The organism is Janthinobacterium fluminis (assembly GCF_028595325.1).
GTDB classification, from domain to species: domain Bacteria; phylum Pseudomonadota; class Gammaproteobacteria; order Burkholderiales; family Burkholderiaceae_D; genus Janthinobacterium; species Janthinobacterium fluminis.
The window spans coordinates 576,874-589,349 of the sequence record NZ_JAQQXR010000001.1 but is presented as its reverse complement, the minus strand read 5'-3'; the positions used below and the strand labels follow the sequence as shown (position 1 = coordinate 589,349).

The window sequence follows — 12,476 nt, the reverse complement described above, 5'->3', positions numbered from 1 at the left end:
TCTTGCAGAAATTATTTCAGTGGGGCACCTTTTTGGTCGCCTTGTACTCGGGTACACATTGATTTTCCCTCTTTTAGGAGTTTGACATGGCAACCGCACCAGTACCGTATGACGTGAACGCCTCGGCGAAGGCGTGGACCGACAAATACACCGTCGACCGCCAGGCGGCGCTCACGGCCCAGACGCAGATCGCGAATTCGCGCGTGAAGAGTCTGGCGCAACTGAAAACGGCGATCACGAGCTATCAAGACGCCTTGACGGCCATGTCGAAGCAGAAGACCATGCTGGCGCAGTCTGCCACCTTCAGCAACACGGCGCTGGGCAGCGCCACGGCCAGCCCTACGGCGGCCACCGGCACCTACAGCTTTTTCGTCGAAAGCCTGGCCAGCACCAACCAAATCTCCCTGGGCGGCCTGAGCGGCATGGCCACGCCGGCCAGCGGCTCGCTGACCCTCACGCTGGGCAACGGCAGCAATTTCTCGGTCGACCTGGCCGCCGCCGACAAGGATAACGCCGGCGGACTGACGCCGAAGGAAATCGCCGCCGCCATCAACGCCGAGCCGCACAACGCCTCCATGATAACGGCCTCCGTGATCACCATCGGCGGCGCCGAAAAACTGGTGCTGACTTCGGGCACAGGCGGCGTCGGCGGCGCCATTTCCCTGACCACCAGCGGCCTGGCGCCCGCCGACGCGGCGCTGGAATCGGCGCTGGAAGCGGTCCCGACGCAACTGGTGCCGGCCAAGGACGCCGTCATCTGGCTGGGCGCGCAAGGCACGGGCGCCAAGATCGAGCAAGGCAGCAACACTTTCACCGGCATCGACGGCGTCAGCATGACCCTCACCAAGGCCCAGGCCCCGGGCGATGCCCCGTTCACGCTGAGCGTGGGCGTCGACACCGCCGGCACAACGGCCAAGGTGCAGAGTTTTGTCGACGCGTTCAACAAGCTCAAAGGTCTGCTCGACTCGCTGACCGACCCCGGTTCCGTCGAAAAAGGCACCCTGCCCGGCCCCTTCGCCGAAGATAGCGGCATGCACGTGCTGCGCGACCAGATGGTCCGGACGCTGCGCGAGAACAACGTCGGCGCGCTGGCGACCTTCGGCCTCACGGGCAACCGCCAAGGCCTGCTGACCCTGGATGCGACCAAGCTGGCAGCCACCTTGAAAGTCAATCCTAGCGGACTCGACGCGGCCATCGGCAGCAACGCGGTAGGCGCGCCTAGCGGCGTGATCGGCAAGCTCAGCACCTTCCTGGGGCAATGGACCAAGGTGGGAACCGGCCAATTGACGCAGCGCAATGACTCCCTGTCTAAATTGCAAGCATCGCTGAACAAAAAACAGCTCGCTTTCGAAAAAGATTATATGACCATGTACAACAAGTATAAGATGGACTTTACCAAGTTGAACGATCTGAAATTCCAGATGGCCAGCAACACCGATATGTTCGACGCCCTGTTCGGCAGCAAAAACTAAGCGGCCCGCCCGCGCCGCGCTTTCACAGTGAGAAAACAATGCTAAACCATGATGCCTATAACAGTTACCATTCAGTCAATCTGGATGCGCAGACGGCGCGCGCCTCGCCAGTCGAACTGGTGTTGGTACTCACCGATGGCCTGCTGGAAGAGTTGGCGCGGGCGCGCGGCCACATCACCGGCCGCCGTTTCGAACACAAGGCGGCCAGCCTGAACAAGTGCATCGCCATCATCAATGGTTTATCGAGCTCGCTGGACTTCGACAACGGCGGCGAAGTCGTCGTCAATCTGGCCCGGCTGTACGATTACTGCGCGGCCCGCCTGTTCCGCGCCGGCATCGAACTCGACACCGGCATGATCGACGAGGTGGAGGTGCTGCTCAACACCATTAAGCAGGGATGGCTGGGCGTACAGGCAAAAAATGCCTAGGCGCCCCGCCATCGAGCGCTGGACGCTGGCTGTGCGCAGCGCCGGCGCCGAGGCCGACTGGGACGCGCTGGCCGCCGCCTGCGCCAGCCTGGCGCGCGAGCTGCCATTGCTGGCGGCGCGCGGCGCCTGGAGCGACGCCGAACGCGCGGCCTTGCAACAACTGCGCGCCGCCCACGCGCAAGCATTTCAGATTTGCTCGGACGAAAAAGAACGCCTGGGGGCATTCCTGGGCGACATGCAGGCAAATAAAGAGGGCAGGCTGGCCTACGCCCTCATTGGCGACACCGATTCGGACGGGATTTAAGTATGGGTATCAGTATGACGAGTATGAACATGAACAATAGCGCGGCCGCGACGGTTGCGAGCAACCCCGCGCCCGTCGCGGCGGCGGCGCTGCCGAAACCGCTCGCGCCTACGCCCGCGCCCGCGCCTACGCCTGCGTCTGCGCCCGCCCCCGGCAGCGCCGTGCCGGCCGGCGCCCTGTTTGCCCAGCTGCTCGGGCTGGCCACGCTGCCGGAGGCCGGCCCCGCCGCCGATAGCGAGGCCGGCGGCGACAGCGATAGCGACGGCGAAACGGCCGACACCGGCGCCGACGGCGCGGCCCCGGCCGCCCCCGACGCCAGCCTGCTGGGGGCCATGGCGCCGCCGCTGGCGCCGCCCGTGCCGACGCACGCCGCCCACATCCAGCTTGCCGCCCCAAGCGGCGAGACGCCCTCCGACGGCGGCGACGGCGCCGCTACCCAGGCCAATCCGGCCCTGACGATCACGCTGCACCCGGCCGCGATGGCCTTCAACGCCCAGGGCGCGCTGCTGCCGAACCGCGGCGCCGCGGCGCCTGCGGCGCTGCCGCAATCGGCCGACGCCGCCAGCGCCGCGGCCAGCGCCGCCAGCGCCACCACGGCGGCGGCCGACACCGGCGCCGCAGCCGCGTCTGCGCCCCGCCCCGCCACGCTGCCCGCCGACGCCGAGCGCCCCGCCATCAACCACGCCACCCCCGCCAACAGCTTCGGCGTGACCCTGGCCAACGCCAGCGGCGCCGCCTCCGGCGACACCGTCAAACTGGCCGGCCCGGCGCCGCAATGGCAAGCCACGCTGAAGGACGCGCTGGGCGAACGCCTCCAAGTGCAACTGTCGCGCAACAGCGAACACGCGGTGATCCGCCTCGACCCACCCAATCTGGGCCGCATCGAAATTTCGATCCGCCACAGCGCCGGCGCCTTGCAGGTGAATCTGAGCGCCTCGAACGGCGAAGTGCTGCGCCAGTTGCAAACGGTGGGCGAAAGCATGCGCCAGGATCTGTCGCAGCGCCAGTTCAGCGAGGTCGCCGTGCACGTCACGGCGACGCCGCGCAGCGCCGCCGGCCAGTCCTTCGGCGACGGCGACGCGCGCGGCCGCCAGCCGGGCCGCCAGCAGGACGACAACGAACCGGGCCGCGCCCTGGCCGACGCCGGCGCCCCGGCGTCCACCTTTGCATTGAACGACAGGGAGTAATCCGTAGATGAATAAAAATATGAAACTGATCGCCGGCTTCCTCATCGTCGCCATCGTCGGTGCCGGCGCGGCCGGCGGCGCGCTGTGGTGGTTGTACCTGAAAAAGCCGGCCCAGGCCGGCGGCGCCCACACCGAAACCGTCGAAGTGCAGCCGGCCACCGGCAAGCACGCGCGCAAATACCTGACGCTGGAAAAAGTCATCGTCATGCTGCGCCGCGCCCCCGGCGACACGGAATCGCACTACCTGTCGGCCGACCTGGTGATCACCACCACCGAGGAAAAGGAAAAACACACCAAGGATCATTTGCCGCTGATGCGCAGCATCGCCGTCAAAGCCCTGTCGAGCTATCCGATGGACAAGGCGCAGATGATGACGGTGGACCAGTTCGCCGAACAGATCAACACTGCATTCGACGCCAGTTATGCCAAGGAAAAGGCGGAAAAGCCGTTTTCCGAAGTCATGATCGGCAAGCTCATCATCGAATAAGCTGTGCTGCATACAGCGGGAGTCAACGTGGGCACTGAAGTGGCGTATCAAGAGCAGTACCCCGCAATCTATGGCGGCGCCGACGGCGCCGTGGCCGTGCTCAGCGTCGCCGAAGAGCAAAAGCACCTGCTCGCCTACGCGCCGCTGGTCAAGCGCATCGTGCGCCAGCTCAATTCCCAGGTGGCCGGCGCGATCGACCGCGACGACATGGAGCAGATCGGCCTGATGGGCCTGCTGGAGGCGCTGCGCCGCTACGGCGAACCGGACGCCGCCTTCGGCAGCTTCGCCAGCCTGCGCGTGCGCGGCGCCATCCTCGACGAGCTGCGGCGCCAGGATTGGCGCCCGCGCGCCGTGCGCCAGGAAAGCCACCGCCTGCGCGACAGCGTGCGGGCGCTGACGCGCAAGCTGGGCCGCGAGCCGGCCGAAAAAGAGATCATCGCCGCCCTGGGCATCACGGCCGAGGCCTACCAGGAATACCAGTTGGCGGAAAACGCCGAGCAGATCGGCAGTTTCGACGAGCTCCTGCAGGAAGGGATGGGCCAGGCCGACAGCGCCCCCAGCCCGGAGGAGCAATTGATGGTGCGGCGCAGCCTGGAACAGGCCCTGCGCGGCCTCGACGAGCGCGAGCAGCGCGTCGTGCAAATGTATTACGAGTTCGAATTGAGCTACAAGGAAATTGCCGCCGTGCTCGATTTGACGGACGCCCGCGTCTGCCAGCTCAACAAGGGTGCGCTGGGCAAAATGAAGGCCACGCTGCAGAGCGCCTGACAAGGGCATCGACGGCAAGTGGACAGGATAACAATGACGCAGAAAGGCAAAACAAGATGGTGATTATCGGTATCTTAATCGTGTTGGGGTGTGTATTCGGCGGTTTCGCCCTGATGGGCGGCACCGTGCACGCGATCTGGCAACCGATCGAGTTGGTCATCATCATAGGCGCCGGCCTCGGCGCCCTGGTGCTGGGCAACCCGAAGCATGTGCTCAGCGAAACCATGAACCAGATCCGCAAGATCGTCACGCACAAGAAGCAGGGTTCGGAGTTCCAGCGCCAGTTGCTGCTGCTCATGTATGAATTGCTGCAGACGGCCGCCGGCGGCCTGAAGGCCCTCGACGCCCACGTCGAGGCGCCGCGCGAGAGCCCGCTGTTCCAGCGCTACCCCCTCGTGCTGGAAGAGCCGAAGCTGCTCGCCTTCATCGTCGACAACTTCCGCCTGATGGCGATGGGCAAGATCAACGCCCACGAACTCGAGGGCGTGCTGGAGCAGGAGCTGGAGGCGATCCACGACGAATTGCTGCAACCGTCCAAATCGCTGCACAAGATCGCCGAGGCCATGCCCGGCTTCGGCATCCTGGCCGCCGTGCTGGGCATCGTCATGGCGATGAACTCGGTCGCCGACGGCGCCGACGCCGCCGAAATCTCGGAAAAAGTCGGCGCGGCCATGGTCGGCACCTTCATCGGCATCTTCTTCTGCTACGGCGTGCTCGATCCGATGTGCAATATGATGAAGCAACTGGTCGGCGAGGAAAGCTCGACGATGGAATGCGTCAAGGTCGTGCTGGTCACCCACGTGGCCGGCAAGCCGCCGCTGCTGGCCATCGATGCCGGGCGCCGCCTGGTGCAGCTGAACATCAAGCCGAGCTTCGCCCAGCTGGAAAGCTGGATCAACGCGCTGGAAGGCGCCGACGCCGCCGACGAACCGCCGCGCCGCACAGGAGACCGTCGTGCTAAAGCCGCATGACAAACATGAACAGGCGATCATCAAGCGCGCCGGCCGCAAGCACGAGGACGACGACCACGGCGGCGCCTGGAAGGTGGCCTTCGCCGACTTTTGCCTGGCCCTGCTGTCGCTGTTCCTCGTGCTGTGGCTGATGGCCGCGCGCGAGCAGCAGGCGATGAAGGAAATCATGATGGAGTCCAAGGGCAGCAAGGTCAGCGAAGGCCAGGGCGTGATGCCCGAGCAGAAAGGCGGCCCCCGCGGCAGCCTGATCGACCGCTTCCCCATGCCGCGCACCGGCAGCGGCAACGCCTCCGGCCCCGGCAAGCTGATGAGCGGCGGCGAGCTCGACCCGACCGACCGCGCCAAGACCAAGGTCAGTTACGAGTCGCCGGAAGACTTGGCGGCCCTGTCGCGCGCCCTCTCCAAGCTGAGCGCCGAAGCCGGCCTGACGAGCAACCTGGAATCCGTCGTCACGCCCTACGGCTTGCGCGTCATGCTGCACGACACGGACCGCCAGGGCATGTTCGTGCGCGGCAGCGCCGTGCCGACGGACCGTTTCCGCCGCCTGCTGCGCGAGATGGGTCCGCTGTTCGCGCAAATGGAAAACCAGATGTTGATCGTCGGCCACACCGATTCTGTACAATACGCCAATACGGACTTTGAATCGTTCTCGAACTGGACGCTGTCGAGCAACCGGGCCATGTCGGCGCGCGCCAATTTGTTGGCCGGCAGCATGAACCCGGAAAGCGTGCTGCAGGTCGTCGGCATGGCCGACCGCGCCCCCATCGACACGAAGAACGCGGCCGCCGGCGTGAACCGGCGCATCGAGTTGCTGATCCTCACGCGCGGCCAGGCCAACAGCATTGCCGCCATGTTCGGCGTGGCCGGCGCCACCGAGGCGCTGGGCAACGGCGTAGAGACGGCCACGCCGGACGCGGGCGAGCTCAAGCAGCTGCGCCAGCAACTGGCGCCGGTCCGGCCGGCGCCCCGGGGCGAGCGGGGGAGCGGCGAGCGTGCACATTAATTTTGGCGGGGTGGCTTGAGATGACGATTAACACCAAAGCGAGAGGCCAGCGTATGCGCGTGAACTCTGGAAATGCCATCGGCGAAACGGCCGCGCTGAAACGCGTCGCCGACGCCGCCCCTGCCGAGGCGGCCGCCGACGCCGGCGCCGCGGCCGGCCCGGCGCTGCAGTCCGTCGTGCTGCAGCCGGCGCTGGAGGCGCTGCGCCAGATGCCCGACGTCGACCACGAGCGCGTCGCCCAGTTGCGCGACGCCCTGGCCAAGGGCGAGCTGCCCTTCGACCCGTCCAAGCTGGCCGGCCTGATCCAGCGTTTCCACGGCGGCGAGTCGTGAGCAAGCTGACCCGCCAGCAAGCCCTGGCGCGCCTGGGCGCCGGCGTCGCCGAGGACGTCAGCGCCTACCAGGCCCTGCTGTTATTACTGGAAGAACAATTCGACGCCGCCCTGCACCACCGCAGCGCGCGCCTGGCGGCCTTGGGCGAGGACGTCGTCGCCGTCGTCGAGGCGATGGAGTTGCGCCGGCGCCAGCGCGTGGCGCTGGTGCGCGCCCTGCTCGGCGCCGAGGCGACGATGGCCCAGGCCATCGCCCTGTGCGAGGGCGAGGCCCGGGCCGGCATCGACGCCGGCTGGCGCGAGCTGGCCTTGCTGGCCACCGAATGCAAGCGCCGCAACCAACGCAACAACGATTTGCTGACCGACCAATACACAATCATGCAGCGCGTGCTGCAAGGTGAGGACCAGATTTATGCGCCACGCTGACATGTTTACGGCCGCCACCCGGCCCACCCAGGCCAGCGCGCCGACGCCGGCCGCGGCCAGCCCGGCGCGCGCCACCCTGCCCGCCGGCAACGCCAGCTTCGGCAGCGTCTTCCGCCAGGTGCAGCAAGACGTCGCCACCTTCATCAGCAAGGGCGACGGCGGTGCCGCGCCCGCCCTCAGCCCCGAGGGCCGCGTGCTGCTGGGACGCAGCCAGCCGGCCGGCGCCGCCCGCGCCGACGAGGCCGAGCTGGCCGAGCTGCAACAGCAATTTCTCGCCTCGATCAAGCCCTGGGCGGCCGAGGCCGGCCGCAAGCTCGGCGTCGCGCCCGACATCATCGCCGCCCACGCGGCGCTGGAATCGGGCTGGGGCCAGCGGCCGCTGCGCCAGGGCGACGGCGGCGACAGCAACAATCTGTTCGGCGTCAAGGCCGGCGGCCAGTGGCGCGGCGACGTCACCGCCGCGCTGACCACGGAGTACGAGGGCGGCGCGGCGCTGAAAAAGACCGAACGCTTCCGCAGCTATCCGGACCAGGCCAGCGCCTTCCGCGACTATGCCCAGGTCTTGCTGGACAATCCGCGCTACCGCGCCGCCATCGGCGCCGGCGACAATGCCGGCGCCTTCGCCCAGGGCCTGGCGCGCGGCGGCTATGCCACCGACCCGGCCTACGCCGACAAGCTGACGCGCCTGGCGACCCGGCTGCAGCGGGCCGGCACCGCGGCTCAGTCGGACGACTGAGCCGCCCCCGGCAGATCGACGGGTTCCACCGTGCCTGCCGCCACCACCCTGGCCCGTATCACATTGCCGCTGGCGGCGTTGCGCACGCGCACCACGGCGTCCAGGGCGCCCGCTTCCAGCGCCTCGCCCGCCATGCTCACCTCGACCTGGGCGCGCCGCGCGACGATGCGCACGGCCTCGCCCCGCTTCACCAGCGGCAAAGCGGCAAACTGGCTTTTACGCAACAACTCACCGGCCCGCAAACTGCGCCGGCTGGCCTGCCCCAGCAGCGCGGCCAGGTCGGCCACGCTGTCGGCGACGGCAGAAATGTCGCGCCGCTCCAACACCACCTCGTCGGCCGCCAGCGCCCTGCCGGCCGGCACGGGCACGCTGCTGACGGCCACCCGCGCCGTGATGGCGGCGCGCACGACAAATTCGTATTTCCACCCGGCCGCGCCGGGGCAGACGGCGGCGAAGCGCATGCGGTTCGGCAGGCGCACGTCGAGCGGCTCGACGGCGACGGCCCGGGCGCACGGCGCCAACACCCTGCCCGTCTGCGCCACGGCCACCTCGAACTGCGGTTCGAGCAGGCCGGCGGCGTCCGCCTGGCGTGTCAATTGTGCGCGCGCCGCCCGCTCAATGTGCGATATTATATTGTCGGCTGGCAATTCTGCGCGACCTGCACTACTATATAGGCTGGCAACACTTAGTAACAGGATGGGCAGTTGCGGGCGGCGGCGCGGCGGCGGTGGATAACAGGCACCGGCGGCGCTGTGCGCGTCGGAATTGAGCATGGATGTTTTACCTTAAACAAAAGTTTTGGCGCGGCTTGCCGTTAAGATGCGTATGGGCAGTATTTTACATGCCCGGCCCGCCGCCGCGGCACCATAGACGTTCACAGACAAAGGATGACCATGAGTATTAATTTCACCGAGGCGCTGGGGGTCCACGCCGACGCGCTGCATGTGCGCGCCGAGCGCACCCGCGTGCTGGCGTCGAACATCGCCAACGAAAATACTCCTGGCTTTCAAGCCAAGGACCTCGATTTCGCCGCCGTGCTGCAGCAGGCCCAGGACGGCGCCAAGGGCGAGCTGACGCTCGACGGCGACGCCGACCCGCTGTACCGCGTGCCCTACCACCCTAGCCGCGACGGCAACACCGTCGAAATCGGCGTCGAGCAGGCCGCGTTCTCGCAGAACGCCTCCGATTTCCAGGCCAGCCTGACCTTCGTCAACCTTAAACTGAGGGGCTTGGCGAAAGCCATCGCCGGACAATAAGCATGAGCTTTAAAGACATCTCGCAAATCGCCGGCTCGGCGATGGCGGCGCAAACGGTGCGCCTCAATACCATCGCCAGCAACCTGGCCAACGCCGACTCCGTCGCCGGCTCCGAGGGCGAAACCTACCGCGCCCGCAAACCCGTGTTCGCCGCCGTCGCCGCCGGCGGCGCCGACGGCTCGGCCAGCCGGGTCCAGGTGCTCGACGTCGTCGAAAGCGACGAACCGCTGCGCAAGGTCTACGAGCCGGGCCACCCGATGGCCAACGCCGACGGCATGGTGTTTTACCCGAACGTCAACCAGGTGGCCGAGATGACCGACATGATGTCGGCGTCGCGCGCCTTTGAAACGAATGTCGAAGTGCTGGGCCGCATCAAGGGCATGCAGCAGGCGCTCCTCAAACTCGGCGAATAAAGGTCTATTATGCAAACGAATCTGTTCAACGACACCAGCACCAACAAGGCGGCCGGCAACAACGCGGCCGTCACCCCCGCCGCCGACCAGGCCAGCAAGACCAGCGACATGTTTACCAAGCTGCTGGTGGCGCAGATCAAGAACCAGGATCCGCTGGCGCCCAGCGATCCCAGCCAGTTCGTCAACCAGTTGTCGCAGCTGAGCCAGACGGAAGCCCTGCAAAACCTCGCCAAGCTGACCACGGCCAACGCCAGCGTCATGCAAAGCATGCAGGTGATGGCCCTGGGCGCCCAGGTCGGCTCGAACGTCATGGTCGTCACCGACCGCGTCCAACTGGCCGGCAACAAGATCGAGGGCAACATCGCGCTGACCACGGCCAGCACCAAGACCACCGTCTTGCTGACGGGCGCGGACGGCGCCAGCCACGAAGTGCAACTGGGCGCCCGCGCGCCCGGCAACGTCAGCTTCACGCTGGACCCGGCCAAGCTCGGCCTGCCCGCGGGCAACTACAAAATCGCCGTCAAGACCAGCACCCCGGAAATACCGGAAGTGGAGATCGTCGGCAAACTCGACAGCGTGCGCCTGTCCGGCAACGGCGGCATGGTGCTGAAGGTGGCCAATGTCGGCGAGGTGGACCCGGGCGCCATCACGGCCTTCAACGGCAAATCGGCGACCCTGGCGTCGGCAAACTAATTCACTATTTCACCGAAAGGCAGACACCATGAGTTTCGACATCGCTTTGTCCGGCATCCAGGCCATCAACAACCAGTTGAACACCGTCAGTAACAACATCGCCAACGCCGGCACCTACGGCTTCAAGAGCAGCCGCGCCAACTTCTCGTCGATGTACGCGGGCGCCCAGGCCACCGGCGTGGAAGTCGGCTCGGTGACGCAGAACATCGGCCGCAACGGCGGCGTGCTCAACACCGGCCGCACGCTCGACGCGTCCATCAACGGCCGCGGCTTCTTCGTCTCGCGCGACAGCCAGAACACCCAGCTGTTCAGCCGCGTCGGCATCTTCAAGGCCAACAGCACCGGCTTCCTCGAAGACAGCGCCGGCAACAAGGTGCAGGGCTACGGCGTCAAGCCGGGCTCCTCCGTCCTGGGCGCGCTGGGCGACATCCAGGTGCCGACCGGGCAGATTCCCGCCGTCGCCTCCACCAAGATGGGGTATGTGGCGAATATGTCGCTGGAATGGACCGTGCCGGCCCTGCCCTTCAACCAGACCGACTTGACCACCTACAATATGTCGAAGCTGTCGGTGATCTACGACTCGCTCGGCGGCAAGCACAACATCACCCAGTATTTCACCAAGACGGCGCCCAACACCATCAAGGTCAACTACAGCATCGACAACGGCCCCGCGACGGCGACCTCGAACCTGACCTTCAACGCCTCGGGCGCGCTGACGTCGCCCCCCGTGGTCGGCGTGGTCGTGCCGACCACCAACGGCTCCATCAGCGGCGCGACGGTCAACATCAACTACACGGGCACCACCCAGTTCGCCGGCGAGGCGACCACCTCAGCCGACAGCCCGGACGGCTACGCCTCGGGCAGCTTCACCGGCGTCCAGCTCGATGAAAACGGCTCCGTCGTGGCCGCCTACACCAACGGCCAGAAGCAGACCATCGCCGTGCTGGCGCTGGCCAGCTTCCCCGACGAGGGCGCCCTGACGCCAGTCAACGACACCAGCTGGGTGGCCACGGCCACGGCCGGCACGCCCCTGTTCGACCGTCCCGGCACCGGCATGGCCGGCAAGCTGAGCGTGGCCACGCTGGAGCAGTCGAACGTCGACATCACCTCCGAGCTGGTGGGCCTGATGACGTCGCAGCGCAACTACCAGGCCAACTCGAAGGTCATCTCGACCGAGAGCGCGATGATGCAGTCGCTGATGCAAGCTCTTTAATCGAAGGAAGGCCAGGCACAATGGACGCCCTCATTTACACCGCCATGAGCGGAGCCGAACGGGCTCTGCGGGCGCAACAGGTACACGCCAACAATCTGGCGAACATGGAGACGGGCGGCTTCCGCGCCAACCTCGAAGTGGCCAGCGCCCAGTCGCTGAGCAACTACGGCTACGGCTACGACGGCCGGCACATGACGCAGATGCAGGCCAGCGCCATCGCGACGCGCTCCGGCGCCGTCAAGGAAACCGGCCGCGACCTCGACGTCGCCATCACCGGCCCCGGCTATCTGGCCGTGCAGTGGCAAAACGGCGAAGCCTACACCCGCGCCGGCGCCATCAACATCGACGAGACGGGCGCCCTGAGCATCAACGGCCACGCCCTGCTCGGCGAAGGCGGCCCCATCGTGCTGCCCGAGTACAGCAGCATGTCGATCGGCGGCGACGGCACGATTTCCATCCTGCCGCCCGGCGCCACGCAGATGCAGACGATCGACAAGATCAAGCTGGTCAACGCCGAGGCCGGCGAGCTGACGAAGAACGAGGCCGGCCTGATCGTCAGCCGCGGCGGCGAGCCGCTGCCGACCGACCCGGCCGTCAAGATGCGCGACCGCCACCTCGAAGGCAGCAACGTCTCGGCCGTCGAGGAGATGGTGGCGACGATGTCGCTGAACCGCAGCTTCGAGATCCAGATGAAGCTGTTCAAGGCCGCCGACTCCATGAATGAAACGGGCAACCGCCTGCTTGGTAGCTGAGGCCGCTTTGCGGCATCCATCCAGTTTTTGACAGAA

The 12,476-nt window shown here is 66.7% G+C and carries 17 protein-coding genes; 16 read left to right on the top strand and 1 reads right to left on the bottom strand.

Features of this window, described 5'->3' with window-relative positions:
* The first annotated feature begins 86 nt into the window (after positions 1–86).
* From fliD to flgJ, 11 genes are read left to right on the top strand one after another with little or no spacing between them, the layout of a single operon-like run.
* On the top strand, positions 87–1,472 hold the full coding sequence (fliD, locus tag OIK44_RS02710) for a flagellar filament capping protein FliD (protein ID WP_273669128.1): 1,386 nt from the start codon (positions 87–89) through the stop codon (positions 1,470–1,472).
* A 38-nt stretch (positions 1,473–1,510) separates the two neighbouring features.
* Positions 1,511–1,900, top strand: coding sequence for a flagellar export chaperone FliS (gene fliS, locus OIK44_RS02705; protein ID WP_273669127.1), 390 nt, complete (start codon positions 1,511–1,513; stop codon positions 1,898–1,900).
* A complete protein-coding gene (locus OIK44_RS02700) occupies positions 1,893–2,204 on the top strand; it encodes a hypothetical protein (RefSeq protein ID WP_273669126.1) in 312 nt (103 codons plus the stop codon). Before fliS ends, OIK44_RS02700 begins: the two co-directional genes overlap by 8 nt.
* 29 nt (positions 2,205–2,233) lie before the next feature.
* Positions 2,234–3,391 carry a flagellar hook-length control protein FliK gene (locus OIK44_RS02695; protein WP_273669125.1) on the top strand — a complete coding sequence of 386 codons (1,158 nt, stop codon included), beginning with the start codon at positions 2,234–2,236 and terminating at the stop codon, positions 3,389–3,391.
* A gap of 19 nt (positions 3,392–3,410) precedes the next feature.
* On the top strand, positions 3,411–3,878 hold the full coding sequence (locus OIK44_RS02690; protein ID WP_273669124.1) for a flagellar basal body-associated FliL family protein: 468 nt from the start codon (positions 3,411–3,413) through the stop codon (positions 3,876–3,878).
* Positions 3,879–3,905: 27 nt separating this feature from the next.
* Complete coding sequence (locus OIK44_RS02685) at positions 3,906–4,646, top strand: FliA/WhiG family RNA polymerase sigma factor (RefSeq protein ID WP_420213809.1); 741 nt, start codon at positions 3,906–3,908, stop codon at positions 4,644–4,646.
* Positions 4,647–4,702: 56 nt separating this feature from the next.
* Positions 4,703–5,617, top strand: coding sequence for a flagellar motor stator protein MotA (gene motA, locus OIK44_RS02680; RefSeq protein ID WP_273669123.1), 915 nt, complete (start codon positions 4,703–4,705; stop codon positions 5,615–5,617).
* Positions 5,601–6,620 carry a flagellar motor protein MotB gene (locus OIK44_RS02675; RefSeq protein WP_273669122.1) on the top strand — a complete coding sequence of 340 codons (1,020 nt, stop codon included), beginning with the start codon at positions 5,601–5,603 and terminating at the stop codon, positions 6,618–6,620. The genes motA and OIK44_RS02675 overlap by 17 nt, the downstream gene beginning before the upstream one ends.
* 53 nt (positions 6,621–6,673) lie before the next feature.
* The gene (gene flgM, locus OIK44_RS02670) at positions 6,674–6,952 is read left to right on the top strand and encodes a flagellar biosynthesis anti-sigma factor FlgM (RefSeq protein ID WP_273669121.1); all 279 of its coding nucleotides are present in this window, start codon (positions 6,674–6,676) and stop codon (positions 6,950–6,952) included.
* Positions 6,949–7,377, top strand: a complete 429-nt coding sequence (gene flgN / locus OIK44_RS02665; protein WP_273669120.1) for a flagellar export chaperone FlgN — start codon at positions 6,949–6,951, stop codon at positions 7,375–7,377. The genes flgM and flgN overlap by 4 nt, the downstream gene beginning before the upstream one ends.
* Positions 7,364–8,113, top strand: coding sequence for a flagellar assembly peptidoglycan hydrolase FlgJ (gene flgJ, locus OIK44_RS02660; RefSeq protein WP_273669119.1), 750 nt, complete (start codon positions 7,364–7,366; stop codon positions 8,111–8,113). The genes flgN and flgJ overlap by 14 nt, the downstream gene beginning before the upstream one ends.
* Here flgJ and flgA read toward each other — a convergent pair.
* Positions 8,098–8,709, bottom strand: coding sequence for a flagellar basal body P-ring formation chaperone FlgA (flgA, locus tag OIK44_RS02655; RefSeq protein WP_273669118.1), 612 nt, complete (start codon positions 8,707–8,709; stop codon positions 8,098–8,100). The genes flgJ and flgA overlap by 16 nt on opposite strands.
* A gap of 297 nt (positions 8,710–9,006) precedes the next feature.
* Here flgA and flgB point away from each other — a divergent pair, with 297 nt between their 5' ends.
* The 5 genes from flgB to OIK44_RS02630 are packed head-to-tail and all read left to right on the top strand — an operon-like array spanning position 9,007 to position 12,440.
* Positions 9,007–9,369 carry a flagellar basal body rod protein FlgB gene (gene flgB / locus OIK44_RS02650; protein WP_273669117.1) on the top strand — a complete coding sequence of 121 codons (363 nt, stop codon included), beginning with the start codon at positions 9,007–9,009 and terminating at the stop codon, positions 9,367–9,369.
* A 2-nt stretch (positions 9,370–9,371) separates the two neighbouring features.
* The gene (gene flgC / locus OIK44_RS02645) at positions 9,372–9,782 is read left to right on the top strand and encodes a flagellar basal body rod protein FlgC (RefSeq protein ID WP_273669116.1); all 411 of its coding nucleotides are present in this window, start codon (positions 9,372–9,374) and stop codon (positions 9,780–9,782) included.
* Between the two features lie 9 nt (positions 9,783–9,791).
* On the top strand, positions 9,792–10,475 hold the full coding sequence (locus OIK44_RS02640; protein ID WP_273669115.1) for a flagellar hook capping FlgD N-terminal domain-containing protein: 684 nt from the start codon (positions 9,792–9,794) through the stop codon (positions 10,473–10,475).
* A gap of 28 nt (positions 10,476–10,503) precedes the next feature.
* On the top strand, positions 10,504–11,688 hold the full coding sequence (locus tag OIK44_RS02635; RefSeq protein WP_273669114.1) for a flagellar hook protein FlgE: 1,185 nt from the start codon (positions 10,504–10,506) through the stop codon (positions 11,686–11,688).
* A 20-nt stretch (positions 11,689–11,708) separates the two neighbouring features.
* The gene (locus tag OIK44_RS02630) at positions 11,709–12,440 is read left to right on the top strand and encodes a flagellar basal body rod protein FlgF (protein ID WP_273669113.1); all 732 of its coding nucleotides are present in this window, start codon (positions 11,709–11,711) and stop codon (positions 12,438–12,440) included.
* The last annotated feature ends 36 nt before the right edge of the window (positions 12,441–12,476 follow it).

What these genes read in the sequence shown, in the direction of transcription:
- OIK44_RS02635 (WP_273669114.1), top strand. Translation starts at nt 10,504, where the DNA reads ATGAGTTTCGACATCGCTTTGTCCGGCATCCAGGCCATCAACAACCAG.
- fliS (WP_273669127.1), top strand. Translation starts at nt 1,511, where the DNA reads ATGCTAAACCATGATGCCTATAACAGTTACCATTCAGTCAATCTGGAT.
- flgM (WP_273669121.1), top strand. Translation starts at nt 6,674, where the DNA reads ATGCGCGTGAACTCTGGAAATGCCATCGGCGAAACGGCCGCGCTGAAA.
- OIK44_RS02695 (WP_273669125.1), top strand. Translation starts at nt 2,234, where the DNA reads ATGAACAATAGCGCGGCCGCGACGGTTGCGAGCAACCCCGCGCCCGTC.
- fliD (WP_273669128.1), top strand. Translation starts at nt 87, where the DNA reads ATGGCAACCGCACCAGTACCGTATGACGTGAACGCCTCGGCGAAGGCG.
- OIK44_RS02640 (WP_273669115.1), top strand. Translation starts at nt 9,792, where the DNA reads ATGCAAACGAATCTGTTCAACGACACCAGCACCAACAAGGCGGCCGGC.
- flgJ (WP_273669119.1), top strand. Translation starts at nt 7,364, where the DNA reads ATGCGCCACGCTGACATGTTTACGGCCGCCACCCGGCCCACCCAGGCC.
- flgB (WP_273669117.1), top strand. Translation starts at nt 9,007, where the DNA reads ATGAGTATTAATTTCACCGAGGCGCTGGGGGTCCACGCCGACGCGCTG.
- flgC (WP_273669116.1), top strand. Translation starts at nt 9,372, where the DNA reads ATGAGCTTTAAAGACATCTCGCAAATCGCCGGCTCGGCGATGGCGGCG.
- OIK44_RS02630 (WP_273669113.1), top strand. Translation starts at nt 11,709, where the DNA reads ATGGACGCCCTCATTTACACCGCCATGAGCGGAGCCGAACGGGCTCTG.
- OIK44_RS02690 (WP_273669124.1), top strand. Translation starts at nt 3,411, where the DNA reads ATGAAACTGATCGCCGGCTTCCTCATCGTCGCCATCGTCGGTGCCGGC.
- OIK44_RS02700 (WP_273669126.1), top strand. Translation starts at nt 1,893, where the DNA reads ATGCCTAGGCGCCCCGCCATCGAGCGCTGGACGCTGGCTGTGCGCAGC.
- motA (WP_273669123.1), top strand. Translation starts at nt 4,703, where the DNA reads ATGGTGATTATCGGTATCTTAATCGTGTTGGGGTGTGTATTCGGCGGT.